This window comes from Pseudoalteromonas sp. P1-16-1b, assembly GCF_001401785.1.
Taxonomy (GTDB): Bacteria; Pseudomonadota; Gammaproteobacteria; order Enterobacterales; family Alteromonadaceae; genus Pseudoalteromonas; species Pseudoalteromonas undina.
This window is the reverse complement of record NZ_LKGQ01000013.1, coordinates 26,391-45,236: the sequence shown is the minus strand read 5'-3', so window position 1 is coordinate 45,236 and position 18,846 is coordinate 26,391. Positions and strand designations below refer to the sequence as shown.

Genomic DNA, 18,846 nt, shown 5'->3' with positions numbered 1-18,846 from the left:
CAGATAATATAAACAATAAAAAGTTAATATGATCTGAATCAAAACTCAGCGCTGTCATTTTTGATAGGTAATGTTATTTACGTACCACTGCTTAGCACCTTGCGGAGTCATGACCTCAAAATCATCGTCTACTTGTTTTTTTAATAGCGCTCGAGCCATTGGTGAATCGATAGAAATATAGTCGTTGCGATCATAAATTTCATCGGGGCCGACAATTCTAAAATTTTTACACTCACCGGCCTCGTTTTCTATTTCTACCCACGCTCCAAAAAAAACTTTGCCGTCTTGTACGGGCGAGTAGTCAACAATTTTTAAATCGGGGATGCGTTTTCGTAAATAGCGAACACGACGGTCAATTTGACGTAGTAAACGTTTGTTGTACTGATAGTCTGCGTTTTCAGAGCGATCACCTAGGCTAGCAGCCCAACTCACAATTTTAGTCACTTCTGGACGTTTTTCATTCCAAAGATGATCATGTTCTTGCTGCAATTGTAAATAACCTTCGCGAGTAATTAAGTTTGTTTTCACGCTGAGTTCTTGTTTAATCTTCATGAGTGGCAAGGTATTAAAATAAAGGCAGCTTGTCGAGATAAAATAGCTATCAATGAATTTGAAATGTTCAGTAACAATCTAAGCACTTAATTAGTTTTTTATTATTAAGTTTTTCATTTATATTAACGATTAATAAATTATAAAAATAAGCAACAGATTATGGGACAAGAGACAGTAAAAGTATTGGTGGTTGATGACGATAAACGTTTGCGTAGTTTGCTGGAACGTTATTTGGTAGAGCAAGGGTTTATTGTAAGAACAGCTGCGGATTCAGAGCAAATGGATAGACTAATTGAGCGTGAAAACTTTCATCTAATGGTGCTTGATTTAATGCTGCCCGGCGAAGATGGGCTTTCTATTTGCAGACGTTTACGCCAAAAAGAAAACCAAATTCCTATTGTCATGCTGACCGCCAAAGGCGATGAAGTAGACCGCATTATTGGCCTAGAACTCGGCGCTGACGATTATATTCCGAAACCGTTTAATCCTCGCGAGCTATTAGCGCGCATAAAAGCCATTTTACGTCGCCAATCAAAAGAAGTACCAGGGGCGCCTTCAGCGCAGGAGAACTTAATTGCGTTTGGTAAATTTACCCTAAATTTAGCCACCCGCGAAATGAGTGAAGGCGATAACACGGTGTCACTCACTAGTGGTGAATTTGCGGTGCTAAAAGCGTTAGTGTCTCATCCGCGTGAGCCATTAAGTCGTGATAAATTAATGAACTTAGCTAGAGGGCGAGACTACAGTGCGCTTGAGCGCAGTATTGATGTTCAAGTATCACGTCTTCGTAGAATGATCGAAGTCGATGCCGCTAACCCACGCTATATTCAAACGGTATGGGGTTTAGGTTATGTATTTGTTCCTGACGGTGAAAAGTAATCATTATGGGAATGTTTCCGCGTAGTGCGTTTGGACAAACCGTATTTTTGGTTGCCGCTTTGTTGCTTATTAACCAAATAGTTTCCTACGTCACGGTAAGTTTATATGTAGTTAAACCCACCATTGAACAAGTTAATTTAATGCTGGCTAAGCAAATTAAAACCGTGTTTATTGATTGGGAAGATGGCGTTGAAGTCACCGATGAAGTCTCTGAGAAGTTTTTTGAAATAACCGGCATTGAAGTAATGACTCAGCGTGAAGCTATGCGTCATGGTTTAGGCCAAAGTCGTGAGTATTCTGGGCTATCGCGTAGTATGTCTGAGCAATTAAATGGCTTTTCTCGGGTGCGCATTAGTCAAACTGATCCGCTTATTTATTGGGTAGAAGCCCCGCAGGCGCCGGGTTATTGGGTCAAAGTGCCGCTCACCGGATTTAAAGAAAGTAACCTTGAGTTTTTAACCTTTTATCTTTCTAGTATCGGCTTTTTAAGTGTACTAGGAGGTTGGTTATTTGCCAGGCATTTGAACCGACCACTAAAAGCATTACAACAAGCTGCGATAAAAGTAGGGGTAGGCGACTTTAGTACCAAGTTACAAGAGCAAGGGTCGAGTGAGGTTATTGAGGTAACGCGCGCCTTTAATCAAATGTCGCGAGGTATTGCTGCCCTTGAAAACGACCGTCGATTACTTATGGCCGGTGTTTCTCATGATTTACGCACACCGCTTACGCGTATTCGTTTAGCCACAGAAATGATGGTTGATGAAGATGATTATTTACGTGAAGGCATTATTTACGATATTGAAGATATGAATGGCATTATCGATCAATTTATCGAATATTTACGCCATCATAAACGTGAAGAACAAACCTGCGAAGATATTAATGCGCTCCTTGGTGAAGTCGTACAAAGTGAGCTTAAGCATCAACGTGCGATCACGTTTAAACCGAATCCTAATATTGGAAAAATTCCCATAAGTAGTGTCGCGATTAAGCGAGTAGTGACCAATATGATAGAAAATGCACTACGCTACTCAGAGGGTGATATTGAAGTACTCAGTTATTTTAATTCCAATAAAAAATATGTGGTTATTGCGGTCAACGATAGTGGTCCGGGTATTCCTGAAAGCGAGTTGGAGTCTGTGTTTGAGCCGTTTAAACAAGGTGATGCAGCTCGCGGTAGTGAAGGTAGCGGCCTAGGCCTTGCAATTATTAAGCGTATTATCGATATGCATGGCGGCAAGGTGGTGCTCTCTAATCGCCCTGAAGGTGGTTTAAGTGCGCAAATATACCTACCAATAAAGGTTACTAATCCAAGCTAATAACGCTATCTGCATGGTTGCAGATAGCGTTAATTTATTATCTAGAGTTCAGATTAACTACTAGAGGGCTTTAAAACGAATGGCTGTACCGCCACTGGTGGCCAATTTTAATGTTAGCTTATCGCTTGCGGTAACAGTGCGTTTTTCAATGCTTAAATCATAAGGATTGTTCTTCCATTCAGCGTTTTTACCGTCTTGGTAGATTTGCGCTTCAAACTGTTTATCTTTATCTAAAAAGTCGAGTTTAATCTCAATGGTGCGGGCATTTTCGTCGGTAACTGCACCTAAGTACCAATCGTTACCTGAATAGTTATCGCGCTTGCGCTCTTTGCGTGCAAATACAATAAAGTCGCCTACTTCACCATCAAGCGCAATACTTTGCTGCCAATCGGTTGGTACGTCTTGAATGAACTGAAAAGCATCGGGTTTAGCTAAATAATTCCGTGGTAAATCCGCCGCCATTTGAATTGGGCTGTACATTACTACATACAATGCTAATTGCTTTGCTAGTGTTGTTTGTGGGCGATTTGTATCGCCTCCTAAGCCATTAAAGCTCATTTCAAAAATACCAGGGGTAAAGTCCATTGGTCCTGCCAGCATACGCGTAAAGGCAAGCATGGGAATGTGTTCTGGTGGATTGGGTGGTGTGCCCCATGCGTTAAACTCTTGACCACGCGCACCTTCACGGGCAATCCAGTTAGGGTAAGTGCGGCGCAGACCCGTGTCTTTTATTGGTTCATGGGTGTTGATGCTTAGCTTGTATTTAGCGGCAAGTTTAATGTTATGTAAGTATTCATTTACCATAAATTGGCCGTCATGCCATTCAAAGCGGGCAATGCCGTTTTCATCTATGCGTTTTATATTGCCACCATCGGCCACATAACCAGTTTTTATTTGGCTTACATTCGATTTTTCATAAAGCGCAAAAGCATCTTCCATTTGGTCGCGATAATTGCTGACATTGCCAGAGGTTTCATGGTGACCAATTAACTGTACCCCTTTTTCTTTACCGTACTGTGTAAGCGCTGCAATATCGAAATCGTCATAAGGCTGAGTAAAGCTAAATACATCACCATTATAAAACCAGTCGCCATCCCAACCTGTGTTCCAACCTTCAACTAATACGCCGTCAAAGCCATACTCAGCGGCAAAGTCCATATAGTATTTAGTATTTTTTGTGGTGGCACCGTGTTTTTCTCCGCTGCCCCAAGTTGTTTCATTGATGTGCATTCCCCACCAAATACCTACATATTTACCTGGTTTAACCCACGACACATCACCGAGTTTATTTGGCTCATTCAGGTTTAAAATAATATCTGAATTAACTAAGTCTATCGCTCGCTCACCTATTTGAATGGTGCGCCAAGGAGTGTTGAATGCGCCTTGCTTCTTAACGGCAATGCCATCAGACCATGGCGTTAAATCGGCACTAAACGTACCAGGGCGACGCTGGTTAAGCACCATCCCTGCATAATCTACCAGAGCTGCTTCATGAATGCTGACATGTACACCGTTACCATTTTTAAAGGTAAAAGGGGTATGAACAAGTGCAGCATTTTGTAAGTCTGTAGTGTTATAGACATATTCATAACGGTTCCAACCGCGAGCAGGTATCCACCATGCGGTGGTTTTATCTTTTGCGGCAATAGCAAATTCGGTCAGTTCTTTAGTAATTTCAGTTTTTTCAAAATCGGCTTGCTTAGGGACTTCATAGCGAAAACCTACACCACTATCAAAGGCTTTAAATCGTACAGTGTATGTGCCAGCGTGGGGCGCCGGTTTATTGAAGGTAACGGCAATTTCATTGTGCTTATCAACAACGGTTTGACGCTCTCCCCAAGGTTGCTGCCATTGGCTATCGGTTTGTGAACGAGTTACTTCACTAATAACAAAGCCGTCATCAAATGGTGCTTGGCTTTTAAACCTAAAACCTAAGCGTGACTGCTCAATAACAGGCTTACCATTAAAGCTAATAGAGTAATGAGGGGATGATGATTGATCAGAAATGGTAATTTTAATTTTTTGATCAGGTGATTTCAGCGTGGCTTCTTTTGCAAAAGCACTGCTTGCAAGTAAAGCAACTAGTAGTAAAGGTAATCTCATTGTGTGTCCTTGATGTCAAACCGTAGGTTATGAGCATAAAGTGATGAACACACTATTACGAGATAGCTGCATACGTATTCAATTAATTAGCTAAAAAAGAGTGTGTTAATTAATCTGCAAAACTTTATGTAATTAGTTCTATAATAAATAAAAAGAATTTAACAAGAAGAAAATATGCTGAAAATTTTACTCGCTATTTTAGGTTGTATCATTGTTTTTAAGAGTAGTGCAGCAACGGTTACTGTTTATAATAACAACCAAAAAGTTCAAGAAAATGTTGTTGTTTGGTTAGCTCCAGATCAAGCCTCTGGCGTGAATATAAATAAATCACTTTTCACTATGACACAAAAAAATCGCCAATTTACACCACATATCTTAGTCGTTGAAAAAAACAGCCAAGTTGAATTTCCTAACGCTGACTCGATAATGCATCACGTGTATTCATTTTCTAAAAGCAAAACATTTGAATTAAAGCTTTATCGAGAACAACCACAAGATCCAATTACATTTGAACAAACAGGAGTTGTGGAGCTTGGTTGTAATATTCATGATTGGATGTTGGGTTACATTGTTGTTGTGGATAGCCCATATTATGCAATCACCAATGAGCAGGGCCTTGCATCGTTCGATATCCCAAATGGAGCCTATAAACTAAATGTTTGGCATGAAGGCTTTAGAGATATTAGCAACATAGAGTCGCAAGAAGTTGTTATAACTAACAATAAATTAAGTTATCAGTTAAAACAAAAACTAACTTTGCCTATTAGGGTTGAAGTTGATGAGTTTGACGATTATGAATAGTCTATTGGGCTTAGCCGTTGTTATTTGCTTGTTGAGTGTTTTTTCAGCCAACGCACAAGTTAAAGGTTTGCTGCAAGTAAGGGCAGTGCAAGCTGATTCACAACTAAGCTGGCAAGAGGGTGGAATTGGTTTATATCGCCATGATGCGGCTAATCAAGGTGTGGTTTTATCTCAGGGAATTATTGATTTAAGTGCAGATATAAGTTCTAGTTGGTCTGCCCATGCTGTAGTTAATTTATATCAAGATCCAAAAAGTACCTTGGGGGTTAGTCAGGCTTATCTGCAATATAAACCTTTAGTTCGCAGTGATTATAAATGGCATATTAAAGTGGGTGGCTTTTATCCACAATTGTCATTAGAAAACCCTGATATGGGCTGGTTATCTGCATATAACTATACCAATTCGGCAATTAACTCTTGGGTAGGTGAAGAGCTGCGAACGCTAGGTGTTGAAGCAACAATTAAGCGCCCAGCCCGTAATTTTAATAGTGCCCATAGTTTTAGTTTGGTTGGTGCGACATTTAAAGGTAACGATCCTGCGGGGACATTACTCGCTTGGCGAGGCTTTGCTTTGCATGATCGCCAAACAACACTTAATGAGGCTCTCGCTTTTGCGCCTGTTGCGTCTTTAAATACTCCACAGTTACAATTTCAAGCAAACCAAGTTTTACCGTTTGAAGAGGTCGATGGGCGATTTGGTTATTACGTTGGTGGACATTGGGATTATTTAAAAAAGTCTCAGTTGCGAGTGTACTACTATGATAACAATGGTGACCCTGGCGCTCTTAATTATAATACGGGTCAATATGCCTGGGATACTCGATTTTTAAGTGTCGCATGGCTAAATAAATTTACACCGAAAACACGATTAATTATCCAAATAATGTTGGGTGGTACGGCTATGGGTCAAAACCGCGGCGTTGATACTCGATTTTATAGTCATTTTGCATTATTGAGTCATAAAATAAAACGCCACCGTTTCTCAGTACGTTACGATTATTTTGAGGTGACAGACAAAGACGATTGGAAGTTTGACCCTAATGCTAGTCATGGCGAGGGACTAACAGCAACTTGGCGTTATCAGCTTACACCACAATGGCAAATAGGTGTTGAGGGGTCAGCGCTTCATAGCCAAGCAGATAACCGAGTAGCTATGAATAAAGCATCGAGAATATCGCAGCAGCAAATAGCATTAAATGCTCAGTTTCGGTTTTAGTTGGAAGAATAACAAATTGAAACAGATAAGGGCTCTTGTGAGCCCTACTTTGTATTTATGGCTTTTTATTTTTTGTCAAAAGCGCGTTTCATGTAATTAGGTGTTGCGAGTGCACCGTGATGAATGCCGCCATTGTAGTATTCACTATGCTCAGCAATTATGGCTGCGCCGTCTTCTCTAAAACCGTTAAATGCTTCAGATTTGCGAGCTAGCGTCACCGACCACAACCCACTTGGATAAATAGGTTGTGGGAATGGAAGAGTTTGCAAGTCTTTAAAACCAACACTTAGCATAGCTTCGCGCATTTCAACCAGAAGTGGCATATGCATTAATGGCGATTCGCTTTGTTGTACGAGTATTCCACCAGGGCGAAGTGCGTTTAAACAGCTAGTATAAAACGCATGGTTAAATAAACCCTCACCAGGGCCTACCGGATCAGTTCCATCAACAATCACCACATCAATAGACTCACCAGCTGCTTCACGCATATATTTAATGCCATCGTCAAACATCACAGTGGCACGTGGATCGTTATTTGATTCACATAACTCTGGGAAGTACTTTAACGACATTTGGGTAACTACTTCGTCAATATCGATTTGGGTTACAGTTTCTACACTTGGGTGCTTAAGCACTTCACGTAATGTACCGCAATCGCCGCCGCCAATAATAACCACATTTTTAGGGGTTGGGTGTGCTAGTAATGCTGGGTGGCTGATCATTTCATGATAAAAAAAGTTTTCACGGCTACTCACCATAGTGCAACCATCAATGATCATTAAATTACCAAAGTCTGTGGTTTCAAACATTTCTACTTTTTGAAAAGGAGACTGTTTTTCATCTAACTTTTTGTTAATACGTAATGAAAATGCGCTGCCATCGCGGTCGCTAATTTCAGTAAACCACTTACTTTGATCTAAATTTGCCATAGTTGTTGTTACACTTTTGGTTGAGTATGAAAAAAGGAGGCAATTCTGCCAGTGCTTGCGCTATTGCTCAATCAAATTTTACGCTCTTTAGCGAATAAAGTTAGCTATAAAGAGGGGAAAGTTCAATTTTTGTTAGCTTAGCAGATAGTGACGTATTAAAATGCCCCTTTACACCTAATTTAATAAAGAAGAGTTGCCATGACTTGGGGTTTAGAAACAGCACGTGCTACATACAATGTTGCTCATTGGAGCGATGGTTATTTTGATATTAACGCACAAGGTGAATTGATAGCCTATCCGGATGGCGACCAAACAAAACCTGCCATTTCTTTAAGCCAGCTTACTGAGCAATTTAAACAGCAAGGATTAACCTTACCTGTATTGGTGCGCTTTACCGATATTTTAAAAAATCGTGTAGATACGCTCACCAATGCGTTTACTCAAGCGCGCACTAACCGTGAATATAATGGTAAATACACCTGTGTTTACCCTATAAAAGTAAATCAACAGCGTTCTGTAGTAAGTAAGCTTTTAGCACACCCAAGTGGTTTAGTGGGGCTTGAAGCCGGTTCTAAACCTGAACTAATGGCAATTTTAGGTGTAGCAAAAGAGCCTATTACAATTGTATGTAACGGCTACAAAGACAGTGAGTTTTTACGTTTAGCCTGTATTGGTCAAGCAATGGGGCACAGCGTTAAAATTGTGGTTGAAAAACTCTCTGAGCTAACCACACTGCTGGAAGAAATTGATAATTTAGGTATTGAGCCTGCTATTGGTATTCGCATTCGCTTAAATTCGGTTGGTAAAGGTAAATGGCAAAATACCGGTGGTGAAAAAGGTAAGTTTGGCTTAACTGCAGGACAAGTACTCAGTGCAGTGGAAGTGCTCAAGCAACATAACAAGTTGCATTTAATGCAGATGGTACATTTTCATATTGGTTCTCAAATTGCCAATATTCGCGATATTCATCGTGCTTTGCGCGAGTGTGCTCGCCATTTTGCTGAATTAACTCAATACGGTGTACCGCTCAATACTGTTGATGTGGGTGGCGGGCTTGGCGTTGACTACGAAGGTTCAGGCTCACGTAGTGCTTGCTCAATGAACTACACAGTCGAAGAATATGCGCGTAATGTAGTAAATGCATTTGCCGAGGTGTGCGACCAACATAACTTAGCTCACCCTGCAATTATTACCGAATCTGGCCGTGCTCTTACTGCACATCATGCGGTGCTTATTACCGATGTGATTGATGTTGAAAAAGCGCCAAATCATTTAAACCCAGAACCACCTGTTAAAAACAGTGCCTTAGTATTGGATGAAATGTGGCAGTGTTTACAACGTTTGAACCCGCGTATGGCATTAGAGATTTATCATGATGCAATGCACTTATTTAGTGAAGCACACGATCAATACGTGCATGGTTTAGTGAGCATGCTAGAGTGGGCGAAAATAGAGCAGCTTTACTTTACTATTTTACATCGCGTTCGAGCTTCATTAAGCTCTAATGCACGAGCTCACCGCGAAGTGCTGGATGATTTAAACGAAAAACTAGCCGATAAACTGTTTGTGAATTTTTCATTATTTCAGTCGTTACCCGATGTTTGGGGCATTCAGCAGTTATTTCCGGTTATGCCCATCGAAAACCTAACGCAGCCGCTTACTCAGCGCGCTATTATCCAAGACATTACTTGTGATTCTGACGGGCAAATACGTGAGTACGTTGAAGGAGCAGGAATTGAAACCAGTTTACCTATTCCTGAATATACACAAGGTCAGCAGTATCATATTGCGATGTTTATGGTAGGGGCATACCAAGAGATTTTAGGTGACTTACATAACCTATTTGGTGATACCGATTCAGTTCATGTTGAGCTTAATGAGCAAGGATATGTGTTAACCAATGCCATTAAAGGTGACAGCGTTAAGGATGTATTAAAATTTGTTGATTATGATAGCGAGTTATTAGCTGATAACTTTGCCACTCAAATTAATAAACTTGATGTATCAGAACACTGTAAAGAAGGTTACTTAGCCGAGCTTAATGCAGGGCTTGAAGGCTACACCTATTTTGAAGATTAATTTAGTTGCATAGTTAAGCGCGGTCATTTGTGGCTGCGCGATGTTTAAAGGAATAGAAGTAATGTCAGTTATTCGCAGTGTATTTAGTATTTTCTTTTACACAATAAACACTCTTTTTTGGTTTGTACCTATTTTTATTTGTGGCATCGTTAAGCTAATCCCAATTAAGGGACTTCAAAAGTTAATGAGCTGGACAGCCAAGCAATGTGCCTCTATTTGGGTGACGTTTAACACCTTAAATCAAACGTTATTAACGCCAACAAAGCTAAATGTAACCGGTCTAGAAGAGCTAAAATTGAAAGATTGGTACCTAGTTATTGCGAACCACCAAAGCTGGGTGGATATTTTAGTGTTACAGCGAGTGTTTAACCGCAAAATACCTTTTTTAAATTTCTTTTTGAAAAAAGAGCTTATTTACGTACCTGTTTTAGGTTTGTGTTGGTGGGCGCTCGACTTTCCTTTTATGACCCGCACCAGTAAAAGCCAATTAAAAAAGAATCCTAAATTGCGTGGTAAAGATTTAGAAACGACTCGTAAAGCGTGTGAAAAATTTAAAGAAATGCCGGTTAGTGTGGTTAACTTTGTTGAAGGTACGCGTTTTACAGCGCAAAAGCATGCGCGCCAAAATAGCCCGTTTCCTCACTTGCTTAAACCGAAAGCGGGTGGTGTGGCGTTTGTAATGCAAGCTATGGGTGAGCAAATTTCTAAGGTGGTAAATGTCACTATTCATTACCCTGAGGGCATTCCTACTTTTATGGATTTTGCAGCCGGTAAAGTAAAACACATTGATGTACATGTTGAAGTAAAAGGCGTTAGTGAGGACTTAATTGGTGATTACACTAATGATCCCGACTTTAGAGTACGTTTTCAAACGGAATTAAATCGCGTGTGGGAAGAAAAGAACCAGACGTTGGTTAATTTAAAACAAAAATAACAAAATGAGCTGACAGTTATGCTAAAAAAATGGTTACCTAATTGGTTAAATGGCTTAATTGTTGGCTGTGTTTTATTTGCTAATTTAATAATATTTGGCGCATTAGTGCTTACCCTTGGGTTAATTAAATTGGTTTTGCCCATACCCGTAGTAAGTAAATTATTACACGGTGCGTACAAGGGGTGGTGTAAAGGTAACCGCTTAGGGCTTTGGCTAGGCTGTAATGATATTAAAGTTAATATTAGTGGGGAGGTAAATGCTAATAGCTGGTATTTGCTAATTAGTAATCATATTAGCTGGCTTGATATTGCGGTATTAAGCTCGTTAAATGCATTACCAGCTCCTAAGTTTTTTTTAAAAGATGAGCTTAAATACGTGCCATTTATAGGCACTGGTGCGTGGGCAATGGGTATGCCCTTTATGAAACGGGTGAGCAAAGCGCAATTGGCAAAAAATCCCAGTTTAAAAGGCCTAGATGTCGAGCGTACTAAGCGTAGTTGCCGTAATTTTCGTCATCACCCTACAACCATAGTGAACTTTGTAGAAGGTACGCGTTTTACAGCGCAAAAGCATAAGCATCAACAAAGTCCTTTTCAGCATTTATTAAAGCCTAAGGCTGGTGGAACTGCTTTTGCCTTAGAAGTTTTAAACGAGCAATTTGACGCTATGCTTAACACTAGTTTAGTGTATAGCGGTAAGTCAGATCATGTGTGTCGTAATATTTTAAAAGGCGAACTAGAGTCTATTAACATTACAATTGAGGTGATGCCGATAAATACACAAATGATTGGCAGTTACCAAACAGATCACGCATTTAGAGCCGAGTTTCAGCAATATTTAAATAATTTATGGATAAAAAAAGATAAGCAATTAAGCGCTCTTCATATTCAGCAAGCTAGTACTGAATTAACTCCCAGTAAGGAAATTGAAATACCATGACCAAAACACACCTACAGGAGCTAATTACTCCTTGGTTTGAAAAAGTCCCCGATGCTTTTTTTCTCAGTGCAATCACGGCCTCATCCATTGGCATCCTTTCTTTATTATTTGTTTACTTATTTACGCGTCGCTTAATGTTACCGGGTATTCAAAAGGTGGTGACTAAACTCTCGCCTGAACGTATTGGTTCATTGTCACCTATGCTGACCAAGCTGAATAAACGAATTGCTTGCTTGTTATGCTGTGTACTTTTTTTAGCCACATTTGATAGTGTTTATCCCGTTAATGAAATTGCCCAAGAGATCCTTAAAACCATTGGCCAAGCATTATTAATTATTTATATAGGTTTTATTATTAGCAGCATAGTGAGCATTGCTGGCGCTATTTATAACCAACTAGACTTTGCCCGCGAAGTGCCTATTCAAGGGCTAATTCAAGTAGTGAAGCTGATCACCTTTATTGTGTGTTCAATATTAATTGTTAGTATTGTGCTTGAAAAATCGCCGACTTATATTCTTTCTGGTTTTGGTGCGATCGCCGCTGTTACTTTATTAGTATTTAAAGACACCATATTAGGTTTTGTTGCCAGCATTCAAATTGCTGCCAACCGCTTAGTGACCTATGGAGACTGGATCCAAGTAGATAACTACGGCGCCGATGGCGAAGTAATTGATTTAGGACTTAATACTGTAAAAGTGCGTAACTGGGACAACACCATAACGACTATACCCACTTATATGCTGGTGGCCGGTTCATTTAAAAACTGGCGCGGTATGCAGGAGTCTGGTGGGCGACGTATTAAACGTTCTTTAAACATTGATATGAACAGCATCTTTTTAGTTGATGATGACTTTAAAGCGCAAATAGAAGCGGCAATACCACTGCAAGAATATATTCGACTAGGCACACTTCCCGATCCGGTGTCTAACTTAGGGTTATTTCGTCGCTATGCAGAGGGTTACTTAAAGCAACACAGTAAAATCAATACCTCGCTCACACTTATGGTGCGTGAACTACAACCGCTTAACCATGGCCTACCGATTGAGTTTTACTGCTTTAGTGAAGACAAACGTTGGATATCGTACGAGCACTTACAAGCTGAAATTATGGACCATTTACTGGCCGTATTACCGGTGTTTGGACTGCGTGCTTATCAAAGTGTCAGTGGGCAGTTAAGCCCAGCTGACGGGGTGAATATGGCGGGCAAACCTAGTATTAAAGTGCCCAATAATGCTGTCCAAGGCCAACACCAATAAAGAGCAATAATAGCCACCAAATAGGTGGCTTTTTCATACGTAGCCACGCAAATGCAGCAATCACTAATGCAATATGCCACACATTATTAATAGCTGAAGTCCAAATGGGCGAATACAATGCTGCAGCTAAAAAACCAACCACAGCGGCATTAAGCGCGGCAATTGAGCTGGCAAAGCGTGGCTTACTGGCTAAATTAATCCAGCTTTTCTGAAATGCCAACATCAGTAAAAACCCTGGGGTAAATATCAATAATGTAGCTATGATTGCGCCCATTATTGGCTGCTCGGTATTTAGCTGCGCGCCTAAGTAGGTGGCTATTGTAAACATAGGCCCAGGTATAGCCTGAGCACTGGCGTAAGCCGTTAAAAATTGATCATCACTTAACGTTGGCACACCCGCTTGAAGTACTGGCAATACAACATGCCCGCCACCAAATACCATAGCACCAGCTTGGTAAAAAGGCGCAAATAACGCAAATTCTTGCCCTATTGGAATAAAGCTAACTCCAAGCAGTAGCGCAAATAAACTAAGTGCAACCCAGTTAACTTTTCCCTGTTCACTGCTAGTTTGCTGTGATAAATCACTTAATTTTAAGAGTGGCCAGATAGCGCCGACTGCGGCCGCAATCAGTAAAATAATAATTTGTGTACTTAACATCGGCAGTAGAACAAGAGCTAGGGTGCTTATAACTGCAATTAGCTTAAGGATTAGATTGCTGCAAAAGCTTTTGGCCATACTAAGGGTCGCATCGGCAACAATTACTACGGCAAATAGCTTCAATCCGGTGATCACAGCAAAATAAACGGCGTCAAATTGGTGAGCACTAATAGCAAGCAGTGTCATTATTAAAAAAGAAGGCAAGGTAAAACCAATAAATGCGGTGATACCACCGAGTACACCTGCACGCTCTACTCCAATTGCAAAGCTAACCTGACTAGAACCAGGGCCAGGCAGAGCTTGGCTGAGGCTTATTAGCTGTGAATAGCGACTGATACTTAACCAGCGCAGCGAATCAACAAAGTGATGTTTAAAGTAACCTAAATGGGCGGCAGGGCCGCCAAAACTCATGCAGCCAAGCAAAAAAAACTGCCTAAAAATCGCAATTAACATAGTGGCCATCGCCTTTTTGATAAATCATTAAAGTGTCACAAATAAGTATGACATTTTTATGAAACGCTATCATTAGTCCGTATGAGGTAAGTAATAATACGTGTTTTACGTTACTCTTCATTTTTGGTTCATACAAATGTTTGCATAATCGCAATAATAAACTCTAAATGAATAGGAAATTACCATGATGTTAACTAAATCACTTTTAAGTGTCACTGTCGTTGCTGTATTACTTTCTGGCTGTGAAATGAATAACACGGGTAAAGGCGCCGCCATTGGTGCTGCAGCAGGGGGAATTTTAGGTAAAGCTACAGGTAACCACAAAGATAAACGTATTTTTATTGGTGCAGCTATTGGTGCGCTAGCGGGTGCAGCTGTAGGTGATTACATGGATAAACAAGAGGCTGCTTTTCGTGATGAACTAGCAGGTTCGGGAGTTGAAGTGGTACGTGAAGGTGATAACTTACGCTTAGTGATGCCATCTAATATTACGTTTGCGACTGATCAATCTTATATTTCATCGGGCTTTCATGACACTCTAAATGCGATAGCAAGTGTAATGAATAAATACGAAAAAACCTACTTAAGTGTTGAAGGTCACACCGACAGCACGGGCAAAGATAGTTACAATATGACTCTTTCAGAGCAGCGTGCACAAAGTGTAAAAAATTACTTGGTAAACCAACAAATTATGGCTGCACGAGTAAGCACGAGCGGCTTTGGTGAATCACGCCCAATTGCCACTAACGATACCGCGAATGGTCGCGCGCAAAACCGCCGCGTCGAAATTCAAATAGTGCCTAATACACAAGGTTAATAGCTAAAACCGCGCAAATGCGTGGTTTTGTATATTTTAATGGCACTTTTGCCTGCGTTAGCTGTCACAAATAGTTCTTCGATTAGGACATATTTATGGCAGCGTGGCGCACGGCAATTATTTTATCAATATGTTTACACGGATTAGTTTTGCTTTTTGTTGCCACATTAAAAGCACCTGACATAAAACCACCGCAATCAACCCCAATTAAAGCTTATATGGTAAGTGTGCCAGCTAAAATTAAAGCAACACAACAAGTCCCTCAACAACGCGCTCATACAAATAGAAACACAGAGATTAAATCTATTGAGCCTATTAATGCAAACGAATCAAAACCACTAAATATTAATTATAAAAAAACAGAGAAAACGACTAAGCCGCTAAATACCACCACGAAAAATACTCAGCCTGTAATTTTAAAGCCTTATAAAAAGATCGATTTAAACAAAGGACTCAACAGTATTTTACAGCAACAAACTGGCTATTCTGATACTGCAAAGAGTGACCCTCAGAAAAAGCGTATTACAGTTTTAAAAGAGCATGCAGGCAAGGTAAAGCCACTATTAAAAATAGAGCAGCAAAATATGCAATTTACCACTTATCAACGAGGTGATAGCTGTTTTAGGAAAGTATCCGTTGGTGCTGGGGTTATGCCAAAAAATGACTTGCCCGATAGTTACATAGCTGGTGTAAAGTGCGATAAAACTAAGCTAACTGAGGCTTACGATACCGCAATGAATAAATGGCTTAAAAAGAAGTAGCAACTAAAATGCAATCAATCTAAATTAAACTGTAATTCACATAGTTTTTGATACAAAGGGTTATTTGCCATTAATTGCTGATGAGTGCCTGTGGCTTTTATTTCGCCATTTTCCATTACTACAATCATATCGGCATGTTTTACCGTGGCCAGTCTATGAGCAATAATCAGCGTTGTTCTATTTTGCATTAAGTGTTCAAGTGCGGCTTGAACATGATGCTCGCTTTGCGCATCAAGCGCGCTGGTCGCCTCATCGAGTAGTAGTATTTCTGGGTCTTTTAAAATGGCGCGAGCAAGAACAATACGTTGCTTTTGTCCGCCCGAAAGCCTAACACCTTGCTCGCCTAAAAAGCTGTTATAGCCTTGTGGTAACTGTTTTATAAATTCATCGGCATGGGCATGTTTGGCGGCGGCATAAACTTGCTCGTCACTGGCGCTTGGGTTGCCATAGCGAATGTTATGCATAACATCAGAACTAAATAAAATCGGGTTTTGTGCCACCATACCCATTTTGTTGCGTAAGGTGTTTAATGACAACTGTTTAATATTTATATTATGAAATTTAATTGTTCCGCTGGCAGGATCATAAAAACGCTGTAACAGTTCAAACAAGGTGGTTTTACCCGCACCGGAAGGGCCAACAATAGCCACAGTTTTACCTGTTTCAATATTTAAGCTGATATTATTTAATGCGCTTACATCTGGGCGAGAAGGGTAATTAAAACTAATACCTTCAATTGAAATTGCACTGTTGCTGGTAGTTGTATGCAACTGATCATCTTGTGGGATTTCGGGATTTTGTATTTTACTTTCAACCGCAAGCAACTCGAGCAATCTTGCTGCAGCTCCTGCGGCGCGTTGTAATTCACCGTAAACCTCTGCAACGGTGGCAACCGACATGGCCACCATAATGGCATAAAATACAAACGCGCCAAGTTCACCGCCCGTCATAGTGCCTGCGAGCACATCACTACCGCCTACCCAGAGCATGGCACTAATAGCACTAAAGGTTAGAAAAATAACTGCTGCAATTAAAAACGAACGTTGTTTAATGCGGCTTTTGGCAACGTTAAAGGCCTTTTCAGTTTCATTAGCAAAAGCAGATTGCTCTTGCTGTTCATGGCTATAACTCTGTACCACTTTTATATTTTGAATGATCTCACCCGCGTAGGTGCTGATATCTGCAATCGCATCTTGGCTGGAGCTTGCTAGTTTGCGTACTTTTTTTCCAAAAACCAACATAGGCACCAGTACTAAAGGGACGCAGGCCACAACGACCAAGGTAAGCTTTAAATTAGTAACAAGCAGCATAATTAAGCCACCGACTAACATTAGCGCGCTTCGCAGCGCCATAGAAAATGATGAGCCGATAATAGATTGTAATAAGGTAGTGTCGGTGGTGAGTCGCGACATCAGCTCGCCGCTGCGATTTTCTTCAAAGTAACTCGGATGCAAAGTAACAATACGATTGAATACAGCTTTTCGAATGTCATTACTGACTCGCTCGCCAATCCACGACATTAAATAAAATCGGCTGAATGTACCCACTGCCAATAAACTGATCAGGCCAATTAATACCAAAACAGCTTGTTGTAACTGCGCTTGCGAGCCGGCAATAAAGCCATGGTCAATCACAAACTTAACGCCTTGGCCTAGCGATAAGTTAACCCCTGCGGTGGCAAGTAATGCAACTAGAGCCCCTAAAACTACCCACTTATAGGGCTTAATAAAATTAAATATGGGGAATAAAGCGCTAAAAGCGGCTTTATCTGAAGCAGGCTTGTCTGTAGGCATAGTAGATTCTTATTGATGATTAAGGTATAGATATGGCATCAATAGATTAAAAATCAATAGTATTAAAAATCATCAATAGGGAAAAATTATGACAACTAAACAGATAACCGGCGAGTTTACCGTTACATTAGCGCCTATAGAAGGGTATGCACATGGACAGCAAGGCATTAATTTAGGTCGGATGTCGATTGATAAACAATTTACTGGCAGCTTAACGGCAACTAGCCAAGGCGAAATGCTTAGCGCCATGACTCCCACCCAAGGTAGTGCTGGTTATGTTGCAATAGAGCAAGTGATGGGCGAGCTTAAGGGCAAGAAAGGCAGTTTTGTACTGCAGCATTTTGGTATTATGGATAAAGGCCAAGACAGCTTGATTTTAAAAGTGGTGCCCGACTCAGGCACTGATGAGCTAGCAGGACTAACTGGCAGTATGAAAATACGGATTGAGCAAGGGATTCATCATTACGATTTTGAATACAGCCTATAAAGCAGGGATTTATAATGCAAAAAGTAATCGAATTCAGAAAGGCCCGTTTTTTGGGTGGGGTAGATATAGTCGCACTAAATGATCGCATACAGGAATTAAACCAAGACGGTTGGAAAGTAATAAACGCAGTGCCATTGACAGGCTTTTATGGCCAGGTGCATGGTTATGCATTACTTATTGAAAATGAAGAAATATAAGGGCTATTAATGGCGTTATCATTATGGTTGAGCTTAGCACTGGTGTGCATGATGGGGGCAATGTCTCCCGGGCCCAGTTTAGCTGTGGTATTAAAACATAGCTTAAGCGGTGGTATGAAAAATGGCATGCTGGCAGCATTAAGCCATGGTTTTGGAGTGGGCTTATATGCCGCAGCTTCACTGTTGGGATTAGGTGCATTGATGTTGCAATTTCCTACTGTGTACCAATTTTTAGTGTATTTAGGGGCAGCCTATTTAGCATATTTAGGTTTGAAAATACTATTTTCAAAGCCCAACGACAGCGAGCTAAACATTCAGCAAAGCGACATGAGCAGCTCTAAGGCGTTACAAGATGGCTTTGCCATTGCATTTTTAAACCCCAAACTAGCAATTTTCTTTTTGGCGTTATTTTCACAATTTATCGACCCAGAGAACCTTACTTTAAATATTGGCGTTATTATGTGCTTAACGGTTTTTGTCATTGATACTGGCTGGTATCTACTGGTGGCTTTACTTACTGAGGTGTCTAAAAAGCGCTTTGGTTTTACTAAGCAAAATATCTGGTTAGATAGGCTGTTAGGTGCGGTATTTATCGCGCTTGCGATTAAAGTGGTTATTGGATTTTAACTATCAAATTGATTGAATTGTGTACAGCTGGTAATTAATGTAACTT

18 protein-coding genes are annotated in these 18,846 nt (G+C 40.5%); 13 read left to right on the top strand and 5 right to left on the bottom strand.

The genetic code is table 11. The features are described from left to right. Positions 1-54 precede the first annotated feature (54 nt). The gene (greB, locus tag AN392_RS10780; protein ID WP_010392431.1) at positions 55-528 is read right to left on the bottom strand and encodes a transcription elongation factor GreB; all 474 of its coding nucleotides are present in this window, start codon (positions 526-528) and stop codon (positions 55-57) included. A gap of 183 nt (positions 529-711) precedes the next feature. Here greB and ompR point away from each other — a divergent pair, with 183 nt between their 5' ends. Together ompR and envZ are read left to right on the top strand one after the other, a co-directional pair. Further along, positions 712-1,431 carry a two-component system response regulator OmpR gene (ompR, locus tag AN392_RS10775; RefSeq protein ID WP_008109519.1) on the top strand — a complete coding sequence of 240 codons (720 nt, stop codon included), beginning with the start codon at positions 712-714 and terminating at the stop codon, positions 1,429-1,431. A gap of 5 nt (positions 1,432-1,436) precedes the next feature. Further along, positions 1,437-2,750, top strand: coding sequence for a two-component system sensor histidine kinase EnvZ (gene envZ / locus AN392_RS10770; protein ID WP_055012728.1), 1,314 nt, complete (start codon positions 1,437-1,439; stop codon positions 2,748-2,750). Positions 2,751-2,810: 60 nt separating this feature from the next. Here the strand turns inward: envZ and AN392_RS10765 are convergent, their stop codons facing one another. Then, complete coding sequence (locus tag AN392_RS10765) at positions 2,811-4,853, bottom strand: glycoside hydrolase family 97 protein (RefSeq protein ID WP_055012727.1); 2,043 nt, start codon at positions 4,851-4,853, stop codon at positions 2,811-2,813. A gap of 174 nt (positions 4,854-5,027) precedes the next feature. Here AN392_RS10765 and AN392_RS10760 point away from each other — a divergent pair, with 174 nt between their 5' ends. Together AN392_RS10760 and AN392_RS10755 are read left to right on the top strand one after the other, a co-directional pair. Continuing rightward, positions 5,028-5,654 carry a methylamine utilization protein gene (locus tag AN392_RS10760; RefSeq protein WP_055012726.1) on the top strand — a complete coding sequence of 209 codons (627 nt, stop codon included), beginning with the start codon at positions 5,028-5,030 and terminating at the stop codon, positions 5,652-5,654. Next, entirely contained in the window at positions 5,632-6,870 is a 1,239-nt protein-coding gene (locus tag AN392_RS10755) for a hypothetical protein (protein ID WP_055012725.1), read from the top strand. Before AN392_RS10760 ends, AN392_RS10755 begins: the two co-directional genes overlap by 23 nt. A gap of 65 nt (positions 6,871-6,935) precedes the next feature. On the opposite strand, the gene speE is transcribed toward AN392_RS10755, so the two are convergent. Next, entirely contained in the window at positions 6,936-7,799 is an 864-nt protein-coding gene (speE, locus tag AN392_RS10750) for a polyamine aminopropyltransferase (protein WP_055012724.1), read from the bottom strand. Positions 7,800-7,997: 198 nt separating this feature from the next. On the opposite strand from speE, the gene speA reads away from it, so the two are divergent. The 4 genes from speA (at position 7,998) to AN392_RS10730 (ending at position 13,007) form a co-directional block, all read left to right on the top strand. Further along, a complete protein-coding gene (gene speA, locus AN392_RS10745) occupies positions 7,998-9,878 on the top strand; it encodes a biosynthetic arginine decarboxylase (protein ID WP_055012723.1) in 1,881 nt (626 codons plus the stop codon). A 61-nt stretch (positions 9,879-9,939) separates the two neighbouring features. Next, the gene (locus AN392_RS10740; RefSeq protein ID WP_010392448.1) at positions 9,940-10,812 is read left to right on the top strand and encodes an acyltransferase; all 873 of its coding nucleotides are present in this window, start codon (positions 9,940-9,942) and stop codon (positions 10,810-10,812) included. A gap of 18 nt (positions 10,813-10,830) precedes the next feature. Further along, positions 10,831-11,751, top strand: a complete 921-nt coding sequence (locus AN392_RS10735) for an acetyltransferase (protein WP_055012722.1) — start codon at positions 10,831-10,833, stop codon at positions 11,749-11,751. Next, entirely contained in the window at positions 11,748-13,007 is a 1,260-nt protein-coding gene (locus tag AN392_RS10730) for a mechanosensitive ion channel family protein (protein ID WP_055012721.1), read from the top strand. The genes AN392_RS10735 and AN392_RS10730 overlap by 4 nt, the downstream gene beginning before the upstream one ends. Here AN392_RS10730 and chrA read toward each other — a convergent pair. After that, on the bottom strand, positions 12,967-14,118 hold the full coding sequence (gene chrA, locus AN392_RS10725) for a chromate efflux transporter (RefSeq protein ID WP_055012720.1): 1,152 nt from the start codon (positions 14,116-14,118) through the stop codon (positions 12,967-12,969). The two genes, AN392_RS10730 and chrA, sit on opposite strands and share 41 nt — an antisense overlap. A gap of 184 nt (positions 14,119-14,302) precedes the next feature. Here chrA and AN392_RS10720 point away from each other — a divergent pair, with 184 nt between their 5' ends. Together AN392_RS10720 and AN392_RS10715 are read left to right on the top strand one after the other, a co-directional pair. Further along, complete coding sequence (locus AN392_RS10720; protein WP_010392457.1) at positions 14,303-14,935, top strand: OmpA family protein; 633 nt, start codon at positions 14,303-14,305, stop codon at positions 14,933-14,935. Between the two features lie 95 nt (positions 14,936-15,030). Further along, positions 15,031-15,696, top strand: coding sequence for a hypothetical protein (locus AN392_RS10715; protein WP_055012719.1), 666 nt, complete (start codon positions 15,031-15,033; stop codon positions 15,694-15,696). A 14-nt stretch (positions 15,697-15,710) separates the two neighbouring features. Here AN392_RS10715 and AN392_RS10710 read toward each other — a convergent pair whose 3' ends face one another. Beyond that, on the bottom strand, positions 15,711-17,489 hold the full coding sequence (locus AN392_RS10710) for an ABC transporter transmembrane domain-containing protein (RefSeq protein ID WP_055012718.1): 1,779 nt from the start codon (positions 17,487-17,489) through the stop codon (positions 15,711-15,713). A gap of 88 nt (positions 17,490-17,577) precedes the next feature. Between AN392_RS10710 and AN392_RS10705 the strand changes: the two genes are divergently transcribed. The 3 genes from AN392_RS10705 to AN392_RS10695 are packed head-to-tail and all read left to right on the top strand — an operon-like array spanning position 17,578 to position 18,800. After that, entirely contained in the window at positions 17,578-17,976 is a 399-nt protein-coding gene (locus AN392_RS10705) for a DUF3224 domain-containing protein (RefSeq protein ID WP_055012717.1), read from the top strand. 14 nt (positions 17,977-17,990) lie between these two features. Then, on the top strand, positions 17,991-18,173 hold the full coding sequence (locus tag AN392_RS10700; RefSeq protein ID WP_008109493.1) for a hypothetical protein: 183 nt from the start codon (positions 17,991-17,993) through the stop codon (positions 18,171-18,173). Positions 18,174-18,182: 9 nt separating this feature from the next. Further along, positions 18,183-18,800: a LysE family translocator gene (locus AN392_RS10695; protein WP_055012716.1), complete on the top strand. Its 618-nt coding sequence runs from the start codon at positions 18,183-18,185 to the stop codon at positions 18,798-18,800. Positions 18,801-18,846: the final 46 nt, after the last annotated feature.